The organism is Morganella psychrotolerans (assembly GCF_001676155.1).
Lineage (GTDB): Bacteria > Pseudomonadota > Gammaproteobacteria > Enterobacterales > Enterobacteriaceae > Morganella > Morganella psychrotolerans.
The window spans coordinates 387,269-407,560 of the sequence record NZ_LZEW01000001.1 but is presented as its reverse complement, the minus strand read 5'-3'; the positions used below and the strand labels follow the sequence as shown (position 1 = coordinate 407,560).

At 49.0% G+C, this 20,292-nt stretch carries 17 protein-coding genes and 1 pseudogene; 4 read left to right on the top strand and 14 right to left on the bottom strand.

What is annotated here, in order from left to right:
- Positions 1-1,017, bottom strand: coding sequence for a thiosulfate ABC transporter substrate-binding protein CysP (cysP, locus tag AYY16_RS01945; protein ID WP_067361316.1), 1,017 nt, complete (start codon positions 1,015-1,017; stop codon positions 1-3).
- A gap of 895 nt (positions 1,018-1,912) precedes the next feature.
- Between cysP and AYY16_RS01940 the strand changes: the two genes are divergently transcribed.
- A complete protein-coding gene (locus tag AYY16_RS01940; protein WP_208020716.1) occupies positions 1,913-2,863 on the top strand; it encodes a metallophosphoesterase in 951 nt (316 codons plus the stop codon).
- A 458-nt stretch (positions 2,864-3,321) separates the two neighbouring features.
- Here AYY16_RS01940 and AYY16_RS01935 read toward each other — a convergent pair whose 3' ends face one another.
- A complete protein-coding gene (locus AYY16_RS01935) occupies positions 3,322-4,218 on the bottom strand; it encodes a Dyp-type peroxidase (RefSeq protein WP_067361314.1) in 897 nt (298 codons plus the stop codon).
- Positions 4,219-4,320: 102 nt separating this feature from the next.
- On the bottom strand, positions 4,321-4,914 hold the full coding sequence (locus AYY16_RS01930; RefSeq protein WP_067361310.1) for an RpoE-regulated lipoprotein: 594 nt from the start codon (positions 4,912-4,914) through the stop codon (positions 4,321-4,323).
- Between the two features lie 338 nt (positions 4,915-5,252).
- Between AYY16_RS01930 and AYY16_RS20725 the strand changes: the two genes are divergently transcribed.
- Entirely contained in the window at positions 5,253-5,510 is a 258-nt protein-coding gene (locus tag AYY16_RS20725; RefSeq protein ID WP_235846184.1) for a YgiW/YdeI family stress tolerance OB fold protein, read from the top strand.
- A gap of 2 nt (positions 5,511-5,512) precedes the next feature.
- Here AYY16_RS20725 and AYY16_RS01920 read toward each other — a convergent pair whose 3' ends face one another.
- On the bottom strand, positions 5,513-5,944 hold the full coding sequence (locus AYY16_RS01920; RefSeq protein ID WP_067361305.1) for a GNAT family acetyltransferase: 432 nt from the start codon (positions 5,942-5,944) through the stop codon (positions 5,513-5,515).
- A 117-nt stretch (positions 5,945-6,061) separates the two neighbouring features.
- Here AYY16_RS01920 and hemF point away from each other — a divergent pair, with 117 nt between their 5' ends.
- Both hemF and AYY16_RS01910 read left to right on the top strand, forming a co-directional pair.
- The gene (gene hemF, locus AYY16_RS01915) at positions 6,062-6,970 is read left to right on the top strand and encodes an oxygen-dependent coproporphyrinogen oxidase (protein ID WP_067361302.1); all 909 of its coding nucleotides are present in this window, start codon (positions 6,062-6,064) and stop codon (positions 6,968-6,970) included.
- Positions 6,971-7,076: 106 nt separating this feature from the next.
- Positions 7,077-8,195 (top strand): M4 family metallopeptidase, encoded by a 1,119-nt coding sequence (locus tag AYY16_RS01910; RefSeq protein ID WP_067361299.1) that lies wholly within the window; start codon positions 7,077-7,079, stop codon positions 8,193-8,195.
- A 57-nt stretch (positions 8,196-8,252) separates the two neighbouring features.
- Here AYY16_RS01910 and der read toward each other — a convergent pair whose 3' ends face one another.
- The 10 genes and pseudogenes from der to pbpC form a co-directional block, all read right to left on the bottom strand.
- Positions 8,253-9,752 (bottom strand): ribosome biogenesis GTPase Der, encoded by a 1,500-nt coding sequence (der, locus tag AYY16_RS01905; protein WP_067361296.1) that lies wholly within the window; start codon positions 9,750-9,752, stop codon positions 8,253-8,255.
- 148 nt (positions 9,753-9,900) lie between these two features.
- The gene (gene bamB / locus AYY16_RS01900; protein WP_067361293.1) at positions 9,901-11,073 is read right to left on the bottom strand and encodes an outer membrane protein assembly factor BamB; all 1,173 of its coding nucleotides are present in this window, start codon (positions 11,071-11,073) and stop codon (positions 9,901-9,903) included.
- 14 nt (positions 11,074-11,087) lie between these two features.
- A complete protein-coding gene (locus tag AYY16_RS01895; RefSeq protein ID WP_067361290.1) occupies positions 11,088-11,705 on the bottom strand; it encodes a YfgM family protein in 618 nt (205 codons plus the stop codon).
- A gap of 10 nt (positions 11,706-11,715) precedes the next feature.
- Entirely contained in the window at positions 11,716-12,993 is a 1,278-nt protein-coding gene (gene hisS, locus AYY16_RS01890; protein ID WP_067361287.1) for a histidine--tRNA ligase, read from the bottom strand.
- Positions 12,994-13,116: 123 nt separating this feature from the next.
- On the bottom strand, positions 13,117-14,241 hold the full coding sequence (gene ispG, locus AYY16_RS01885; protein ID WP_067361285.1) for a flavodoxin-dependent (E)-4-hydroxy-3-methylbut-2-enyl-diphosphate synthase: 1,125 nt from the start codon (positions 14,239-14,241) through the stop codon (positions 13,117-13,119).
- An 85-nt stretch (positions 14,242-14,326) separates the two neighbouring features.
- Positions 14,327-15,298, bottom strand: coding sequence for a cytoskeleton protein RodZ (rodZ, locus tag AYY16_RS01880; protein ID WP_067361283.1), 972 nt, complete (start codon positions 15,296-15,298; stop codon positions 14,327-14,329).
- Positions 15,299-15,439: 141 nt separating this feature from the next.
- Complete coding sequence (locus AYY16_RS01875; protein ID WP_067361280.1) at positions 15,440-15,790, bottom strand: hypothetical protein; 351 nt, start codon at positions 15,788-15,790, stop codon at positions 15,440-15,442.
- A gap of 71 nt (positions 15,791-15,861) precedes the next feature.
- Complete coding sequence (gene rlmN, locus AYY16_RS01870; protein WP_067364555.1) at positions 15,862-17,040, bottom strand: dual-specificity RNA methyltransferase RlmN; 1,179 nt, start codon at positions 17,038-17,040, stop codon at positions 15,862-15,864.
- A gap of 267 nt (positions 17,041-17,307) precedes the next feature.
- Positions 17,308-17,733 carry a nucleoside-diphosphate kinase gene (gene ndk, locus AYY16_RS01865; RefSeq protein ID WP_067361279.1) on the bottom strand — a complete coding sequence of 142 codons (426 nt, stop codon included), beginning with the start codon at positions 17,731-17,733 and terminating at the stop codon, positions 17,308-17,310.
- Between the two features lie 212 nt (positions 17,734-17,945).
- A pseudogene (gene pbpC / locus AYY16_RS01860) lies at positions 17,946-20,254 on the bottom strand (peptidoglycan glycosyltransferase PbpC).
- Between the last annotated feature and the right edge of the window lie 38 nt (positions 20,255-20,292).

The window sequence follows — 20,292 nt, the reverse complement described above, 5'->3', positions numbered from 1 at the left end:
TCAGCGGCCTTGTGCCATCAGCGTATCGAATTCACCGCCTGAATTAAACCTGGTTTCCATCACCTGCGCCCAGGGACCGAACTGCGTTTCAACACGGAACAACCTGACCGGCGGGAAACGCGCTTTGTTTGCCGCCATAATTCCCGCGTCTGTCACGCGGTAGTTAGATTGCATCATTTTTTCCTGCGCTGCCGGGCTGTATAAAAAGGCCAGATAGGCATCCGCAACTGCCTGTGTGCCATTGCGTTCGGTGTTTTTATCTATACGGGCAACCGGAAATTCCGCCAGGATATTAAACGGCGGCACGATGACATCATAATCATCTTCGCCATATTCACGGCGTATATTATTTACTTCAGATTCAAAGCTTATCAGCACATCACCCAGCCCGCGTTCAATAAATGAGGTGGTCGCTCCCCGCCCACCGGTGTCAAATACCGCCACATGACTGAGAAATTTTGCCATATTCTTTGTGGTTTCCGGGCTGTTTTTTCCGTTTTTCTGCTGCCAGAAGCCTTCTGCCGCCAGATAGGTGTAACGCCCGTTACCGGAGGTTTTCGGATTAGGAAAGACAATTTTCACATCACCACGCAGCAGGGAATCCCAGTCCGTTATCTGTTTCGGGTTTCCCTTGCGCACCAGAAACGCCATGGTGGAATAATAAGGTGAGCTGTTATTCGCCAGGCGGGACTGCCAGTCCGCCGCAAGCAGTTGCCCTTTGTCATGCAGCACCTGAACATCAGTGACCTGGTTGTATGTCACCACATCCGCCCGCAGACCCTGCAAAATCGCCAGCGCCTGTTTTGAGGAGCCGCCGTGAGACTGACGGATAGTCAGGGGATCATCCGGATGCGCCGTATTCCACTGTTTTTCAAACAGCGGATTCAGTTCAGTAAACAGTTCGCGGGCAATATCATAGGAGCTGTTCAGCAGTTGTGCGGCGCTGGCGGCCCCGCTCAATAGTGTGGTCAGTATCAGCAAACCAGCGGGTAATACCGTTTTCGGGAACTGTTTCACGGCGACATTCCTTATTGTGATGACAAGTACGGATTACTCTAGCCAGTTTGTATATAGCAGGATAGTGAATATAACTGTTTTCTTATATCAATATGGAATGATATATATACCCAATGTTATTCAAACTGCCGGTTCGTTGGCTGCATCTTGAATGACGTTGGGTATAAAACAATTTTCTCTGAAGAATTCGAACATAAGCGCCTCCTTTGTTGTGTGCAAACAAAGGATAGAGATTCCCCTTCAGGAGAAGGTACAGCGGAATAGTGTCATTTAACCTTTGTATTTGTAAGGATAAAAAACATGTCAGTAGCTACTTCAGCGTATTAATAAAAACAGAATATCAGGTTTTGCGGTCAGCTCTGTTTTTATGAGATAGAGCATGATCCTCAAATATTATAAAATCAAGTATCTTCAATGCTCACGTGTATAGAATGATAATTTTTTTAATAATTGATCAGGCGTTAATTTATTGAAAATAAATATTTTTTTAATTTTCATATAGGAGGTTTATCAAATATTGATTTTGCACCTCCCTAAGTTATGAATTACCATTCAACTTACAAACAAAACATATTCATAGTAAATAATAAAAACCCAGAAAAAATCAAATCCGGCTGTTATTATAATACCTCAACTTTTATAGCGGAGATATTAATTTAATTAAAAAACTCGTTAGCCTGATAAATTAACCCCATACATAATAAAAGGTTTATAACCTTAATTTTGTGGAGTTGTGTGATAACGGACACCTGATATCTATCGACCAAAATATCATCTTATTTCACTAAAAATGCAAAAAGGAACAACGTAACTATGAAAATAAATATTTTTTTAGCGATGTTAATGGCCGGGGCTCTGCCGGTCTGCATGTTCGCTAATGCAACAGATATAACAAATGATGAAAGAGCTAAAAATAAAGTCGATAAAAAAAAATTATACAGCAATAATTGGAGCAGACCCCCAACCATGGCGCCTGCATACAGGTGATCCAAACTCTAAACAAAACAGAGGACCATGGTTAGACGTCAATAATAAAACCTCTCAGGCTATAAAGTCTCATAACGGCGTTTATTTTTATATTGTAAACGGTGATTTAACCGAGTTTGGCCGGTCTGGTACATACAAAGACTATGCTAATGTCTACAAGAAAAACCAAGTCCCTGTTTATGAAGGGTTGGGGAATCACGACTATGCCAATAATGTTAACGATTGCTACGAGAATAGTTGCGCTTATAGTGCTGTTGACAGAATGGTTAATGAATTAAATAAATACGCCAGAAGTCTGGTTAACTTTAGTAAGGATGCATCCAGAAACTCACTTACCGGAACTATATCAGGAAGTCTGGCCTACTCCTGGGATTTTGGTGATATTCATTATGCACAACTACAAAACTATCCTACTTATTACGTCCGGTTTTATAAGGCATCTACTGTCGTAAGTATAGGTAAATCACTATATTGGTTAGAAGAAGACCTGAAGAAGGCACATGAAATAGGTAAAGCATCAATTATTAATTTTCATGATGGAAGCTACCATTTTATCTCAAAGTCAAGTGATGCAGAGAAACAGCGATTTAAATCTATGCTTAGCAAATATAATGTTAAAGCGGTATTTTTAGGTCACACTCATAGTCAATCATATTGCCGGGCTAAAGACGATAAAGTATATGGTAACGTTCCGATATATACTGCGGGCGCTTTGTTTAACGGTGATTATTACCTTATAGATGTGAAAGATAAGGATGTTAATGTCAAAGCTTTCAATGGCTCTACCGGAACACCAGAATTGATTAAAGATTACGGGATGATTGGTGCCGATACTGGTAATTCGTATAGTTGCAGTTAAGAATAAGCAAGCCTGTAAGAAGCTGCAATTTAAATTGTGTAATTGCCTGTCTGCTTTCCGGAGATCCCTCAGGGGAAGGTACAGCGGAATAGTGTTATTTAACCTTTGTATTTGTAAGGATAAAAAACAAAGATAAACAGTGATTATTAATTAAGCCCGGGGAGCCGCTGACAACGGACAAAACGAAAAGTCGCTGTAAATACATCCGTGTACGCCCGGCTGCGCCATCCATGGCGCAGACGCTTTTCGTTCTCTTGTCCGTTATCGCTGCTTTACCTGACCGCAGGTGTTATCTGTAACAGTATCCCGGCCAGTCCGATATTATACATACCCAACGTCATTCAAGATGCAGGAAGGCGGCAAGTGAGGATAGGCGGGGAGCATAGGTAAACTATGTGACCCGGCTATCTGAGCGCAGCCAACGAACCTGCAGTTTGAATGAATAAGGGTATAAATGATTACAACGCGTTCAGTTGATCCATAGACGGTGCATAATAATAAGCGCCGGTTTTTGGTTTACTGAAACGCAGTAAATCATCCACTTTACCGTCTGTTTCACCGAACATATTCAGAAGCTGCTGTTCAATGTTATGCAGACGGGCGCAATAGGCGATAAAAAACAGCCCGTGCTCACCACTTGCCGTGCCGTATGGCAGGCTCTGGCGCAGGATAGCCAGTTCTTCACCCTCTTCTTCGATAACCACGCGGGAGACGTGAGAGGTGACATTGCGCACCTCTTCATCCAGCTCCGTGCTGTCCGCTTTGGTACGGCCAATCATTTTTTCCTGCTGCTCCTGCGTGAAGCGCGTCCATTTATTCAGACTGTGCGCCCAACGCTGAGTCAGAACATAACTGCCGCCTTCATCGATCCCTTCAGGGATCAGCGCAACGTCCGGGCGCTCTTCACCCGCCGGGTTTTCTGTCCCGTCAATAAATCCGCTCAGGTCACGATCTTCTGTCCAGCGGAAACCGTGGGTTTCACCCTGAATCTCAACAGCGTCACTGAACGCGGCAACCGCCGCCTGTGCCAGCGAAAAATTAATATCATGGCGCTGTGAATGAATGTGGATCAGGAGATCATACTGTGTGGCAGGTGCCAGGCCGCGTCCCAGTTCACGGAAATCTTTCAGTTCCGGCGCACTGCTTTTACTGCTCATTTCACGCCACATTGAATGCCCGAATGCGACAGTTGCACCCAGTTGATCTGAGGGAAACTCTGTCTGTAATTTTTTCAGTGCCGCCAGAAAAACCTGACACCCGGTCCGGATTGCGGATTTATCACCTTTGGTGATGGCTTCAATAAAAATACCGAAACGACAATGTTCCGGCAGGATACCGCTTTGTGCATGTGCCATGTAGCTTCCTTTGCATCAAAAGTCAAATCACGAAATTGTCTTATCATAAATCACTGATGATAAATTACTTTGCTATTCCGCAAGTTCACTCATTATTCCGGGTTATTTATTCGACCAAACCATATGGCTGACAGTCCAGCTTTTCAGAATATCGTCAGACGGCATCAACGTCTCAGGACCAAACCAGATCCCGCGGAAGACATAGGACACGCGCTTACTTTGTGGTGCGGTGCAGATAACCTGTGCGCTGTCGTCAAATTCAGTTGTCAGCGTACAGGCTCCGGCGGAAGCCTGCGGGTAAATATCTGAGAACAGTGTGCCTGCGGCGGTATCCCACTCTGTGGAAATATCAGGATCACTGACAACAATGCGCCGGACAGTGCCGTTTTCCGGTCCTGAAAGGCGGATCAGTGTTTTTCCGTCTTTGCGGCCTTCAAAGATTTTCACAATATCGCCCTGCTCTGTCTGCATTCCGCTGCGCAGGGTGTAATTATCCTCCAGCCCGTGATTTATGGCTGTTTCTGTCATCAATGTGGTGCTGTTCACACCGCCGACCCCTTGTGCTGTCAGAGTCAGGCTGCTACCGCTGAACCAGCTCACCGGCGATAATGATGACCATGAAAACGAGCTGCACCCGTTCAGCATAAGTACAGCACCGGCGGCGACCGCCAGTTTCATTGCCTGATAACGCCTCATTCCTTTACTCCTTTGTTTTCAGTTCAGGTATCTGACTCCGGAATTGCCAAAACATTCATTTTGAATTCTCACATCAGATATTTTTATCAAAACACGTATTTTTACTGATTTTGTAAATTATCATTTCCTATAAGATATCTCCTATTGCACAATAAAAGACAAAACCGGCTAACTGATTTATTATGGCAAAATGACTTATATGAAACCGTCTTTTTACCTGATTTCCGCGTTATTATCTGCGGGTATTTTATCGCATCATGATGCGGTCGCTCTGCCGTCTTTTTTCTGCCTATGAATACCACCAAAGCACAGTAAAGTGTGACGTACCTCAGCGCTTTATGGTCAAACAACTGCCATATCTCAAAGACAACAGCCGCGTCATTCTGGAAGGTAATATTCAGACACAGCTTGATCCTGAGCATTATCTTTTTGCTGATTACAGTGGTGTGGTCGAAATAAAAATTTCAGCTGCATTATGGGGAAAAACCATCATCACACCTTATGATACAGTACGTATTGAGGGTGAAATGGAGAAAGACCGCCACACTATTATGATCATGGCAGATAATATAGATGTGGTGAAAAACCCGGCCTGACGTTAATATTCCGGGTCCGTAATCAAACGTTTACTGTATGTCAGGCTGTCCTGCTGACACTCGTCATACGCCAGCTTATCAAACATACTCAGTGTCGCCGTATTATCGTCCGGGATAGTCACCAGCAGTTGCGGGCATCCGCGCGCCAGGAGTTTTTTTTCCAGCCGGGTTATCATCGCATTGGCAATACCGCGCCCCTGAAATTCCGGATGAACCGCCAGATAATAGGCATAACCCCGGTAACCGTCATAACCGCCCAACAGTGTGCCCACCACTTCTCCGGTGACTTCTGCCACCAGAAACAGCGCAGGATCGTGTGCCATTTTCCGTTCAATCACGGTTTCCGGATCGTCCGGTGGTGTGACCATATCACAACGTTCCCAGAGTGCAGCGACCTCTTCAAAATCACTTTGCTCAAATGTGCGGATTTCCATACTGTCACCTGTTTGCCGGTTTAGCTGCCCGTAATCCCCGGCGGGAACGGGGATCGGTATCTTATAAAAACAAAATGATATACTAAAGTTTATGCGTAGCTCAATGGGCATTATGTTATGAATACCCCCGATAGTAACAGTGTTAATGATTTTTTCCTTAATTTGCAGGATTCTCTCTGCCGTCAGTTAGCCGAATGTGACGGCGGTGCTGTATTTACCGAAGACGCGTGGCAACGGGAAAACGGCGGCGGCGGTCGCAGCCGTGTACTGAAATCCGGCGCATTATTTGAACAGGCAGGTGTTAATTTTTCACATGTCTGTGGTGAGAATCTGCCACCTTCCGCCAGCGCACACCGCCCGGAACTGGCAGGCCGTCACTGGCAGGCGATGGGGGTATCTCTGGTGTTGCATCCGCATAATCCTTATGTACCTGCGGCTCATGCCAATGTGCGCTTTTTTATGGCAGAGAAAGAGGGTTGTGAACCTGTCTGGTGGTTTGGCGGCGGGTTTGACCTCACACCGTTCTATCCGTTTGAAGAAGATGCGGTTCACTGGCACACCGTCGCAAAAGAGCTGTGCCGTCCGCTGGGTGAAGAGGGTTATCCACGTTATAAAAAATGGTGTGATGACTATTTTTATCTGAAACACCGCAATGAAGCGCGCGGCATCGGCGGTCTGTTTTTTGATGACCTTAATGAACCGGATTTCGCACACAGTTTTGCATTCACCCGCGCCGTAGGTAACGGCTTTACACAGGCTTACCTGCCGATTGTACAAAAGCGGCGGGATACGCCGTACGGCGAGCGTGAGCGGCAGTTTCAGTTATACCGGCGCGGGCGCTATGTCGAGTTCAATCTGGTGTGGGATCGCGGAACATTATTCGGATTACAGAGCGGCGGGCGGACAGAGTCCATTCTGATGTCAATGCCGCCACTGGTACGCTGGGAGTATGATTATCAGCCGGAAGAAAACTCGCCGGAAGCGGCATTAACACGGGATTTTCTGATTGCCCGTGACTGGGTCTGACCTGACAGACAAGCGCAGTACACTGAGTAAAAAGCAGACTGATAGTCTGCTGCTGTGAATAATTTTCTGCATAAAAATAGCGTTTCCAATAACCGGAGGATACGCTATGCCCGTAAATACACACAGCCCCAATTACTCTTTCTTACCGCCATGGATCATGAAAAATCGTATGGATCATGATAATAATCATGAGGAAACCCGGCTCTGTTATCAGCACATTCAATTATTGCTGGGTAAACACCACCGCTCTGACGATAGCGTCTTACCAAAGCCGATTTATCTCACTGAAAAAAAATCGGCGAATAACCCGTTGGCTGCTCACCGCCGTGTTATTCATCTCAAAAACATGACGACCGGCCCTGACCTTTATTACCGCGAAGATAAAAAAGCAGAAAATGATCAGTACACTACCACCATCAAAAGTGATACTGATACCGACAATATGTTTGAATATCTTGAAATAATTTATACTTTTTTTGCCGATGTCTTTGATTATGAATCCTTTGATAACCATAATGCGACAATATCCGCAATGACCCATTACGGCAGGGGTTACTCCAACGCATTCTGGGACGGCACGCACCTTGTCTTTGGCGCAGGCGATCTCACAACCAGCAACGCGCCCCTGTTTATGAGTTTCGCTCAGCTCGATATTGCAACCCACGAATACGGGCATGCGGTGATTGACCACCTCTCTCCACTGACGTACAGCCGACAATCCGGCGCATTGAATGAATCCGTTTGTGATGTGTTTACTGTGATGCTGCTTCATTATCAGCAGCAACACAAAAGCCATCAGGGTGACTGGTCTATCGGGCGTACATTATTCACAGAAAGCAGTGGTATTAAAGCATTACGCTCTCTTTCTGACCCCGGAAATGCCTATAATCACCCTGCCATCGGAAGAGACAGGCAGGTTTCACACATGCGCGACTATATTGAACTGCCTGATAATGTTAATAATGACAACGGCGGCGTCCACCGCTACTCGGGAATACCCAACCATGCTTTTTATCATTTTGCCACCGCGCTGGGAGGCTATAGCTGGGAAGTTGCAGGACAAGTCTGGTTTGATACTCTGCGCAACGCAAACCTGCCGCCGGAGTGTGATTTTCTGACGTTTGCACGCGAAACGGTACGGATTGCACGGGATAACTACGGTGATGATGTTGCCGGTATCTTACTCAATGCCTGGCATGCTGTGGGACTGAACCCGGAGGTATAAAAAACACAAAAAAAACCCGCATTCTGTGCGGGTTTTTGCAGGGATCAGCAGGACAGATTAATGCCCTTTTTTGATATGTGACAGCAGACGTTTGCGTTTACGCAACTGGCTTGCCGTCAGGGTATTCTTTTTATCCGCAAACGGGTTTTCACCCTCTTTAAACTGAATACGGATAGGCGTACCCATCACTTTCAGCGACTGGCGGAAGTAATTCATCAGATAGCGTTTGTAGCCATCCGGCAAATCACTGACCTGATTACCGTGGATAACGATAATAGGTGGGTTATATCCCCCTGCGTGCGCATATTTCAGTTTCACGCGGCGTCCGCGGACAAGCGGTGGCTGATGGTCATCTTCCGCCATTTTCATGATACGGGTGACTAACGCGGTACTGACCCGACGGGTTGCGCAATCATACGCTTCCTGCACAGAGTCAAATAAATTACCGACACCACTGCCGTGCAGTGCTGAAATAAAGTGAATACGGGCAAAATCCACAAAACCCAGACGCAGTTCCAGCATATCTTTAACATGGTCACGATCTTCCGCGCTCATGCCGTCCCATTTATTGACAGCAAGCACCAGAGAACGACCGGCATTCAGGATGAAGCCCAGCAGAGACAGATCCTGGTCTGAAATCCCTTCACGGGCATCAATAACCAGTAACACCACGTTGGCGTCTTCAATCGCTTTCAGCGTTTTGATAACAGAGAATTTTTCAACTGTTTCAGTTACTTTCCCGCGTTTACGCACACCAGCAGTATCAATAAGAACATACTCGCGGCCATCACGCTCCATCGGAATATAGATACTGTCGCGTGTGGTGCCCGGCATATCAAATACCACCACACGATCTTCACCGAGAATACGGTTGGTCAGTGTGGATTTACCGACGTTAGGACGCCCGACAATCGCCAGCTTAATCGGCTGATCAATCGGGTTGAAGTTATCATCTTCTTCCAGCTTCGCTTCAGCGGCTTCCGTTTGCGCTTCCTGCTCGGCCCAGTAAGCAGCGTTTGCTTCTTCTTCCGTTAATTCACGCCCGTCTTCACTTTCAGGCTCACCATAAAACGGGATCAGTGAACGGCTGATTAACTGGTTTACACCGCGACCATGTGATGCGGCAATCGGCATAACCTCACCCAGACCCAGGCTGTAGAATTCACCCAGCGCCTGATCCTGATCGATACCATCAATTTTATTTGCCACAGCAAACGTCGTTTTGTTATCACGACTGCGCAGGTGCTTGGCGATAGCCATATCCGCCGGCATCATACCGGCGCGGGCATCAACCAGAAACAGCACAATATCCGCTTCTTCAATCGCTAATAACGATTGCGCCGCCATGTGTGTTTCAATGCCTTCTTCCGCACCGTCAATACCACCGGTATCAATAATAATAAATTCCTGCCCGTCAACTTCTGCGCGACCGTATTTACGATCCCGCGTCAGGCCGGGAAAATCAGCAACCAACGCATCGCGCGTACGCGTTAAGCGGTTGAATAACGTGGACTTCCCTACATTGGGACGTCCGACCAGAGCAACGACAGGTACCATGCTTTTACTGCCTCATAACACTGAAAAATCCCCTGCCGCATGCAGGAGATTAAAGACGAAACGGCTCCTGTCATTCAGGAGCCGTCAATGGATCCCCTCAGCGGGATTATTGACCCGCGGAGGTTACACCGGTAACAGAGAATCTCTGTCAGCGGCGGAGCAGATACAGACGACCATCACGGGTCTGTACCATCAGTTTATCACCGGCAATTGACGGACGGGCGAAAATGCCGGAGCTGTTCAGTTTATTTTGTGCAACAAACTGTCCTGTGCTGGTATCCAACCAATGGAGATAGCCTTCGCCATCACCGGTCACCAGATAACCATTAAAGATTGCAGGTGCAGAAAGGTTACGGTGCTGCAATTTATCCTGTGACCACAATGTTACCCCGTCCGCCGCGCGGATAGCATAAACATTGTCATTCTGGTCAATAATATAAAGTGACTCACCATCCAGCACCATTTCATTTACTGAGCCGAAATCGCGTTTCCACAGGATTTGACCACTGCGCATATCCATGGAGACAAGATTACCATTATACGCGATAGCGTAAACACGGCCATCAGCAACAATTGGTGTCATGTCCACATCATTCAGACGGCTGATTTCAGTGGTGCCGGTTGTCATAGAAATCCGCTGTTGCCAGATTAACTGACCCTGGTTCAGCATAACCGCACTGACGCGTCCGTTATCACCGCCGACAATTGCCGCACCGGTAGAGATTGCCGGAGCGGACTCACCACGGACAGATAAGCTTGGCGTATCCAGATTCAGGCTCCAGCGGGATTCACCGGATGCCGCATCAAATGCCTGTAACAGACCGTTTCCGGTATGTACCAGCACCAGACCATCACTGACCACCGGGCGGGAAAGTACTTCACCACCGGCATTTTGTGTCCAGGCAAGCTCACCATTGTTGGTGTTCAGTGCAATCAGTGCACCGCGCTCTGTACCGACATAAAGATGTTCACCGGAAACGGCCAGACCACCGGATAACATCGCCGAAAGATTAGATGACAAAAAGCCGGTTTTTTCTGCCAGATCGACTGACCAGATTTCAACACCTGAATCAATATCCAGCGCTTTTACCAGACCGTTGCGATCAGCGGCATAGACAGTTGATCCTTCCCAGGCCGGCGAAAGATGCGAATAATATTTTCCGATACCGTTACCGATGGATTTATCCCACACGGTCTGTGGCGAGAACTGACTCGCAACCTCCGGCAATGGTGACATCACAACGGTATCTGTCTCACTGGAACAACCTGCCAGCAGTACAGAAGCAACGAAACCAACCAGGAGTGTCTTACGCAGTTGCATTATTAATAGTCCTCTCACCCGGCTAAGTTATCGAGTTTAAATGTCATAACGGATTTGATAGTCCCGGCACCTTCACTCTGAATACCTGTGGTGTAGGCTTCCTGCGCGCCTTTCACATCCCCTTTATGTAACAGGGCATCGCCACGGATATCCTGTGCGTAAGCCGCCCAGCCTTTCCCTTTAATATTACCGGCTGTACTCAGCGCGGCATCTGCATTTCCCTGACCCAACTGAACGCGGGCCAGACGTGCGTTAATAAGATCTTTTAACTCTTCATTTTCTGCTTTCGGCAATGCCGCGCTCAGTGCCGCTTCGGCACCCGGCAAATCATTGCTTTCAACTGATTTCTGAGCCAAATCAAGACCGGCAAAAGCGCCATAGGTATTATTGGCTTCTTTTGCGAATAATTTCAGACGGGTTAACTGCTCTTCTGCCGTCCCTTTCACCACAGTCGCCGCTTCATACGCAACGGCTGCATCCTGTAACTGAGTGACCTGATGAGACTGATAGTAATTCCAGCCGACAATACCGCCGATACCGATGATCAATCCTGCTGCAATCGCTTTGCCGTTTTCGACAAAGAAATTCTTCAGCACTGATACCTGTTCATTTTCTGTGGTATAGACTTCCACGCGTCTCTCCTTAACCTAAAAGTTCGCTCAGACGGGCAGATAACCCGCTCTGTGCCAGCGTCTGTTGCTCACCGGTAGCCAGTTCTTTAACTGTCACTGTCCCGTTGGCGATTTCATCCTCACCCAAAATCAGCGCGATACGTGCACCGTTTTTGTCAGCGCGACCTAACTGTTTTTTAAAGTTGCCGCCGCCGTAGTTGGTCATAATGCGTACGCCGGGTAAACTGTCGCGAACCTGCTCTGCCAGTAACATTGCTGCCACCTGGCTGCCGTCACCGAATGATGCCAGATAAATATCGGTAACTGCGGTTTCTTTTACAAAGTCAGGATTAACTTCCTGAACCAGCAGCACCATACGCTCCAGGCCCATCGCAAAACCGACCGCCGGTGTATTGTGACCACCGAGTTGCTCAACCAGCCCGTCGTAACGACCACCGGCACACACTGTACCCTGTGCGCCAAGTGCGGTTGTGACCCACTCAAACACGGTGCGGTTATAATAATCAAGACCACGGACCAGACGCTGATTAATACGGTATTGAATACCGGCGGCATCCAGAATGGCGCACAAACCGTCAAAGTGGATTTTTGATTCTTCATCCAGATAATCAAACAGTTTTGGTGCATCGTTCAGGAGCGTCTGCACGCCCTGATCTTTCGAGTCCAGTACGCGCAGCGGATTTGTGTACATCCGGCGCTTACAGTCTTCATCCAGTTTTTCTTTGTGCTGCTCCAGGAATGCGACCAGCGCTTCTCGGTAGTTTGCACGCGCCTGCAGCGAACCAATAGAGTTCAACTCCAGTGTAACATGTTCTGCAATACCCAGTTCACGCCACCAGCGGGCGGTCATCATAATCAGCTCAGCATCAATATCCGGACCACTCAGCCCGAAAATTTCCGCACCTAACTGATGGAACTGGCGATAGCGGCCTTTCTGCGGGCGCTCATAGCGGAACATCGGCCCGATATACCAGAGGCGCTGTTCCTGGTTATACAGTAATCCGCGCTCAATACCTGCGCGAACACAGCCCGCTGTTCCTTCAGGACGCAGCGTTAAACTTTCATCACCACGATCCTGAAAAGAATACATTTCTTTTTCAACAACATCAGTGACTTCGCCGATGGCGCGCTGAAACAGCGGGGTGTGCTCGACAATGGGTGTGCGAATTTCACTGATCCCGTAATTTGTCAGAATACGTTTGAGCGTGCTTTCAATGCGCTGCCAGACAATCGTATCAGCAGGCAGATAATCATTCATACCACGAATGGCTTGGATATTTTTGGCCACGTTAGTTCTCTTAACTCAATGAAATATGTTACCGATTATAAAAGCGACCCGGAGCGGGCGCAATATCGGGAGACCGATATATCGTCTTAAAACCGGTTCATTATACAATGAACCGGTCAGTTATTACTCTTTATCGACCAGATTAATGGCAATCCGGTTATTTTTATCCAGCATTGCCGCTTTGGCGCGAATTTTTGCCTCAAGCTGGTCAATCATATCCGTATTATCCAGGCGCTCTTTCTGGCGGACACCATCTTCATAAAAGCCGCTGCGCGTTTTCGCGCCGGTCACACCCAGTGTTGAGACTTCCGCCTCACCCGGACCATTGACCACACAGCCGATAATAGAGATGTCCATCGGCGTCAGAATATCTTCCAGCCGTTGTTCCAGCGCATTAACCGTGCCAATCACATCAAATTCCTGGCGTGAACAGGTCGGGCAGGCGATAAAATTAATACCGCGGGCACGTATCCGCAGCGATTTAAGAATATCAAACCCGACTTTCACTTCTTCAACAGGATCAGCCGCCAGCGAGATCCGCAGTGTATCGCCAATCCCCTCTGAGAGCAGTAACCCCAGGCCGATAGCAGATTTCACTGATCCTGCCCGCGCACCACCCGCTTCTGTAATACCCAGATGCAGCGGCTGGTCAATTTTGTTCGCCAGCAGCCGGTAAGCACCCACTGCCAAAAAGACATCAGAGGCTTTCACACTGATTTTGAACTGATCGAAATTCAGGCGATCGAGAATATCCACATGACGCATGGCGGATTCCACCAGCGCTTCCGGTGTCGGCTCGCCGTATTTTTCCTGAATATCTTTTTCCAGTGATCCGCCGTTAACCCCGATACGGATAGGGATATTGTAATGGCGTGCGCAATCCACGACCTGACGGACGCGCTCTTCGCTGCCGATATTCCCCGGGTTTATCCGCAGACAATCCACACCGTATTCCGCCACTTTCAGCGCGATACGGTAATCAAAATGAATATCTGCCACCAGCGGCACAGAAACCTGCTGTTTAATTAACTTAAAGGCTTCTGCCGCATCCATTGTCGGCACAGAAACACGGACGATATCAACACCGACGCGCTCCAGCGCTTTAATCTGACGAACTGTCGCGTCAACATCCGTTGTCCGGGTGTTTGTCATTGACTGCACCGTAATAGGTGCGCCATCACCGACCGGCACATTACCCACATAAATCCGGGTGGATTTGCGTCTCTTTATCGGGGATTCACTGTGCATAATTATTTCTCCGGAACATCCCTGTATCCTCAATCATTGCTGTGTTAATTAAATTAATTGTAAAAATTACAGATAGAAAATTTTATTATTCTGCTTTTGGTACGCTCAGATTTGCGACCCGGTTAGCCCGGATAAAACGGCTCATATCAATCGCCTGACCTTTAAACTGAACATCCACGGAAGCCGGTGCGCCAATTTTCAGACGATAAGGTTCCGCCCCTGCAAATTCCAGAGTATCGCCTTTCTGTTTGGTACCACTGAATATTTTTGTGCCTTTATTGTCCGAGACTTCCAGCCAGCAGGCATTTTTAAATGTCAGAACCAGTCCGTTCTGTGTCAGCGCCACAGCCGCAGCCGAATCACCTTCACTGCCGGCGGCACGGTTTACAACCGGCGGGATACGATTACTGCCCGGTAACGGCACAATTTTACTGCTGTCAACAACCTGCTCCTGCGGGGTTGCCGCAGAGAGTTCCTGTGTGGCTGTATTGGTATTAGCAGATACGGCCGGAACCGGCGGGGTACTTTCAACCGGCGGGGTATTTTGTACCGGCGGTTGAATATTGTCAGGCAGTGCATGCTCAGCACCTGCCGGTGGATTGACCGTTACATCATTTTGCTGTGCAAGAGAGCGGAGATCTGCCTGCTGTGCCTGATATTGCTGCCACCACCACAGCCCGACAAGGGCAATAACAACCAGCAGCACAAGCCAGGTAAATTTCATCAGCCAGCCTTCGCGTTTTTTGCGCTGCCGACCCATAGACACACTTTTCATCGGCTGGACTTTCGTCATCTGCGCCGGTGCGATTTTGTCGAGATACGGCATAATTTCTGCTTCAGGAATTTGCAGTAATTTTGCATAAGTACGGACGTAACCACGGATAAAGGTCGGATTGGTTTCTTTCAGTGCATCTTCTTCAATTTCACGCACTGTTGTCAGTTTAAGACATAACCTATCTGCTACTGTTTCCCGTGATAACTGAAGTTGTTCCCGACGTTGTGTTAAGAATTGACCAAGAGAGAGTTGAATATTATCTTGAGATTGCGAATTATTCATGAGTTTCAGGACACAAGCAGTTCTGGTTACGAGAAAGCGCGGAGTCAGCTACTCCACGCACCTAAGTTCCGTATTCCGACGTACCGCGTGCTACCATTAAGGGCAAAATAACGTCGAAAACAACATCTGTTTTATGTTGTTTTACAAGCTGTTATCCGGCAAACACGAATAGGCCGAAACGTACTGTACCACAGTATCACTGCCTGACGGGGAATTCACGGCTAAATTTAGGTATTTTTCCGCAATTTCAGGTTGCTGGTCGCACTTTGCTGCCAGCGCCATTCCGGTCAGAGCCACGGTATGCTGCGATTGTACCTTCAATACCCGGTCATAATGATAACGTGCAGCATCATAATGTCCGGCATGAAGATAGGCCTCTCCCAGCGCCAGCCGCGTATTTACCGCTGTCAGCGGTGCCTGCGTAACCGGTGCTGTCCGGCATCCTGCCAGCAGCACTAATCCTAATAATCCCGGGTAATACATCCTTATCATACTGCCTCCTTTACGGTGAGGCAGATATTTTATCGTAAATAAACACCGGGGAGTGTTACGTAATATTAATGTCAGACTGCTTTAACAGCAATTGGTTCACCCGCCATGCGTTTTTTCAGTGTCCGCTTTGTGCGGTCAATGACATCGCCGGCTAACTGACCACAGGCGGCATCAATATCATCACCGCGTGTCTTACGCACAATCGTGGTAAATCCGTATCCCATCAGGACTTTTGCGAAGCGGTCGATCCGGCTGTTGGAGCTGCGTCCGTAAGGTGCGCCCGGGAACGGGTTCCATGGGATCAGATTGATTTTACTCGGCGTGTCCTTCAGGCATTCTGCCAGTTGATGCGCCTGCTCCGTGCTGTCGTTGATATGATCAAGCATGACATATTCAACCGTCACCCGCCCGCTGTTGGCATTGGATTTACTCAGATAAAGGCGGACTGATGCCAGAAACGCTTCTATATTGTATTTTTTATTGATAGGTACGAGCTCATCACGCACATCGTCTGTCGGTGCATGCAGAGAAATTGCCAGCGCCACATCAATCATATCACCCAGTTTATCCAGCGCCGGGACGACACCGGACGTGGAGATTGTCACACGCCGCTTGGACAGACCAAAACCAAAGTCATCAAGCATGATTTCCATTGCAGGAACAACGTGAGTCAGATTAAGCAATGGTTCACCCATCCCCATCATCACCACATTGGTAATCGGACGACGTCCGCTGGACTTCAGGGAGCCGATAATTTTTGCCGCCCGCCAGACCTGACCAATAATTTCAGATACCCGCAGATTGCGGTTAAAACCCTGCTGCGCTGTTGAGCAGAATGTACACTCCAGCGCACAACCTACCTGAGAAGAAACACACAATGTGGCGCGGTCATCTTCCGGGATATACACGGTTTCCACTTCCTGCCCCCCGACACGGATAGCCCATTTTATGGTGCCGTCCGACGAGCGCTGCTCTTCTGAGACTTCCGGCGCACGGATTTCCGCCATCGCTTTCAGTTTAGTGCGCAGCACTTTGTTGATGTCGGTCATCAGATCGAAATCATCATAACAATAGTGGTAGATCCATTTCATTACCTGATCGGCACGAAACGGTTTTTCGCCCATGTCGGCGAAGAACTGGCGCATTTCTTTGCGGGTCAGGTCGAGTAAATTAATTTTACCGTTGATTTTTTCTGGATAAATAGGTGCGGAGCCTGTTTCGCAGGCATCTGGCGTGGTCAGTCCGGACATAATTTTTAGTGCCTCGTTGTTACACTTTCGGCGGTGATACGCAAACGCATCACAGATACTGAAATAAGGATAGCCGTACATAGCCATAACGCCACATGCACGACTGAAATAATCATTGTCCCGTACAAATACAGGCGCGGCGGCATTGTACAAACTTTGCAGGCGGTAAGGCAAACGGAAAATCAGTTAACAGAAAAATAACCCGGCCGGAATGGCCGGTTCTTTTATTTTGCAGGAAAACAGACGCAAGCAGAAAGAGAATACAAATCAGCGCGGACAGATTTCGTCAGAAGTGAAAAAATAGGCAATTTCACGGGCAGCGGACTCTTCGGCATCAGAGCCGTGGACGGCATTCTCTGTAAAGCTGTCTGCATAGTCTGCGCGCAGAGTGCCTGCCAGCGCATTGTCCGGATTGGTCGCGCCCATCAGGTCACGGTGACGCTGTACAGCATTTTCACCTTCCAGAACCTGCACCATAATCGGTCCGGATGTCATAAATTCAACTAAGCCGTCAAAAAACGGACGCCCTTTGTGCTCAGCGTAGAAACCTTCTGCCTGTTCACGGGTCAGGTGCAACATTTTGGCAGCAACAATGCGAAAACCGGCGCTTTCAAAACGGTGGTAAATGGCACCGATAGCATTTTTCTTTACCGCGTTTGGCTTGATAATGGAGAATGTGCGTTGTACAGACATTGGTAAACCTCATTGTGCGCGGGAGCGCTGTTGTCATTGTTATTTTCGGCTGATGGCAGACCGGTCCACATCATGTGGTAAGATGATGATTATAAGGGATTACGCCAATTTCACCTACAGTTTCGCAACATTTTTGTAAAGTTTACCACCCCTGATATGCCCGTTTTTCCGGCTGAATCACACTTTTTCTGATGAGCTGCCTGCGGTTTGTGCTATTTCAGCCTGAAATTAACCGCACTGACCTGCCCGCTGAGATCCAAAACAGTAAGCTGATAGCGCCCCGGGGTATCAAGTGTAAGCACCAGCGGCTCGCCGGGTTCTGTGCTGCCGGTTTGATCGCCGTTAAGGAACCACCACTGCGTGCCCTCTCCGCCCTGGGTGACAACCCGCAGATCCAGTGTTTTTGCCAATGGCAGGCGGCGGAGCACATCACCTTCCCGAATACCGGAAATCAGCAACGGAGCGGCTTCGACCCGCAACGGACGGCAGGTTTTACTTACCGGTGGCAATCTGTGACTGCGCTGTTCACCGGGCGGCAGAAAGCTTTCCAGCGCGATAGGCCACAGCGCAATGGTTTTTTCCTGTGCGCCCGGACAATCCGGCGCAACCCGTTCGCCCTTTTCATCCACCCACATCACCGCATTTGTCCCGGACAGACTTTCCTGCCCGGCTGATGGCAAGGTCGGCGGCACCGTATTATCCAGGATACGCGCCATGCGCTGCTGGCGGCAGTTAGGATCCTGCTTATCCGCAGCCAGCCCTGACGGCCAGCAAATCATTTTGCTGCTGACACTGAGCGGTTTCGGATCAGGGATTTTTTTACCGCCCCGCGCGCGCAGGTAACTGTCAATCTGGTAAAGGATCGGAATCGCGGTTGCAAACCCGACCTGCCCAGCCACCGGTGTGCCGTCCGGTCGCCCGACCCAGACGCCGATGGTGTAACGGTTATTCAGCCCCAGCGCCCAGGCATCACGGTAGCCGTAACTGGTACCGGTTTTCCACGCAGCGGCACATCCAGCGTCAGGCGGTCATCAGCCAGCGGACGGGTTTCCCCTGCCATAATGCGCCGGGTTATCCAGGCGGCTCCCGGTGACATCAGTTTGCGTTCCGCCAGCGGATCCTGCGGGCGAAAACGCACCGGTGCCACTTTGCCCTGACGACCAAACGCACTGTATGCAGAAATTAATTGATCCATCCGCGCGCCGGTTCCGCCGAGGATCAGTGAAAGATTAGGATCACTGCCGAGCGGGAAGCGCAGCTCCACCCCCGCATTACGCAGATTGGCACTGAAGCGTTTTGGTCCGTAAACATCCAGTAACTGAACAACCGGCAGATTCAGCGAGCGGCGCAGCGCCTCACTGACACTCACCGGACCATTGAAACCGGTATCAAAGTTACCGGGGCGATAATCATTAAAACGGCGCGGCACATCCTGTAACAGGGATTCGCTGTGGATAAGACCATCGTCCAGTGCCAGCGCGTACAAAAAGGGCTTCAGGGTAGAGCCGGGAGAGCGCCAGGCGCTGTTCACATCCACATGACCAAAGCGTTTGTCGTCAGAGAAATCGATTGAGCCGACATAGCCCTTCACACTCATATCGAGGTTATCCACCACCATGATGCCGAGTGAGGTTTTTTCCGGTAACTGATATTTCCAGTTACGCGCCATTTCCTCAAGCTGTCGCTGAATGCCGGGGTTGATAGTGGTGCGTATAACCGGTTCTTTTACACCGAGCGCCACCCGGCGCGCCAGCAGTGGTGCGGAGTGCGGCACCTGACGCGGTGCCAGCCAGATACTTTCCTGTTTTAAATCATCCACTTTTGCCTGCGGCCACACCTGAAATTCCGCCAGCCTGTCCAGCACTTTATTACGTGCCGCTTCCGCGCGCTGCGGATAACGATCAGGACGCAGACGGCTCGGTGCCTGCGGCAGAACCGCCAGCATTGCTGATTCCCCCGACGTCAGTTCTGACGGCGGTTTGCCGAGATACATCCAGCTTGCGGCACCAATCCCTTCCACCGTACCGCCGTATGGCGCCCGGTTCAGGTACATCTCCAGAATTTCATCTTTGGAATAGTGCCATTCCAGCTGAACAGTGCGGAAAACCTGTTTCAGTTTTCCGCTCAGCGTGCGGTCATGGGGATCAATCAGCCGGGCTACCTGCATGGACAACGTACTGCCGCCGGAGACAATTTTTCCGGAGGTCAGATCCTGCAATGCCGCCCGCCCGATGGACAGCGGGTTAATACCCGGGTGCTGATAAAAATAACGGTCTTCGTATGTCAGAAGCGCTTCAATAAATTCCGGTGATACCTCTTTCAGTGTGACGGGATAGCGCCAGACGCCGTTACTGTCAGCAAAACGCCAGAGCGGCGAGCCGTCTTCTGCGGTCACTGTGCGCGCCATCACCAATTCTTCCAGCGGCAGCGGCCAGAGTTTATCCGCCAGCCAGAGCAATGGCGGAGTTATCACAATCATTATCAGGCCGGAGAGCGCAAGGCGCTTAAACCACACTTTCATCAATCAGTCCGCAGTAAATTATCATCTGTCAGTATTGA

What these genes read in the sequence shown, in the direction of transcription:
- AYY16_RS01940 (WP_208020716.1), top strand. Translation starts at nt 1,913, where the DNA reads ATGATGAAAGAGCTAAAAATAAAGTCGATAAAAAAAAATTATACAGCA.
- AYY16_RS01935 (WP_067361314.1), bottom strand. Translation starts at nt 4,218, where the DNA reads ATGGCACATGCACAAAGCGGTATCCTGCCGGAACATTGTCGTTTCGGT.
- AYY16_RS01930 (WP_067361310.1), bottom strand. Translation starts at nt 4,914, where the DNA reads ATGAGGCGTTATCAGGCAATGAAACTGGCGGTCGCCGCCGGTGCTGTA.
- AYY16_RS20725 (WP_235846184.1), top strand. Translation starts at nt 5,253, where the DNA reads ATGGTCAAACAACTGCCATATCTCAAAGACAACAGCCGCGTCATTCTG.
- AYY16_RS01920 (WP_067361305.1), bottom strand. Translation starts at nt 5,944, where the DNA reads ATGGAAATCCGCACATTTGAGCAAAGTGATTTTGAAGAGGTCGCTGCA.
- hemF (WP_067361302.1), top strand. Translation starts at nt 6,062, where the DNA reads ATGAATACCCCCGATAGTAACAGTGTTAATGATTTTTTCCTTAATTTG.
- AYY16_RS01910 (WP_067361299.1), top strand. Translation starts at nt 7,077, where the DNA reads ATGCCCGTAAATACACACAGCCCCAATTACTCTTTCTTACCGCCATGG.
- der (WP_067361296.1), bottom strand. Translation starts at nt 9,752, where the DNA reads ATGGTACCTGTCGTTGCTCTGGTCGGACGTCCCAATGTAGGGAAGTCC.
- bamB (WP_067361293.1), bottom strand. Translation starts at nt 11,073, where the DNA reads ATGCAACTGCGTAAGACACTCCTGGTTGGTTTCGTTGCTTCTGTACTG.
- ispG (WP_067361285.1), bottom strand. Translation starts at nt 14,241, where the DNA reads ATGCACAGTGAATCCCCGATAAAGAGACGCAAATCCACCCGGATTTAT.
- rodZ (WP_067361283.1), bottom strand. Translation starts at nt 15,298, where the DNA reads ATGAATAATTCGCAATCTCAAGATAATATTCAACTCTCTCTTGGTCAA.
- AYY16_RS01875 (WP_067361280.1), bottom strand. Translation starts at nt 15,790, where the DNA reads ATGATAAGGATGTATTACCCGGGATTATTAGGATTAGTGCTGCTGGCA.
- rlmN (WP_067364555.1), bottom strand. Translation starts at nt 17,040, where the DNA reads ATGTCCGGACTGACCACGCCAGATGCCTGCGAAACAGGCTCCGCACCT.
- ndk (WP_067361279.1), bottom strand. Translation starts at nt 17,733, where the DNA reads ATGTCTGTACAACGCACATTCTCCATTATCAAGCCAAACGCGGTAAAG.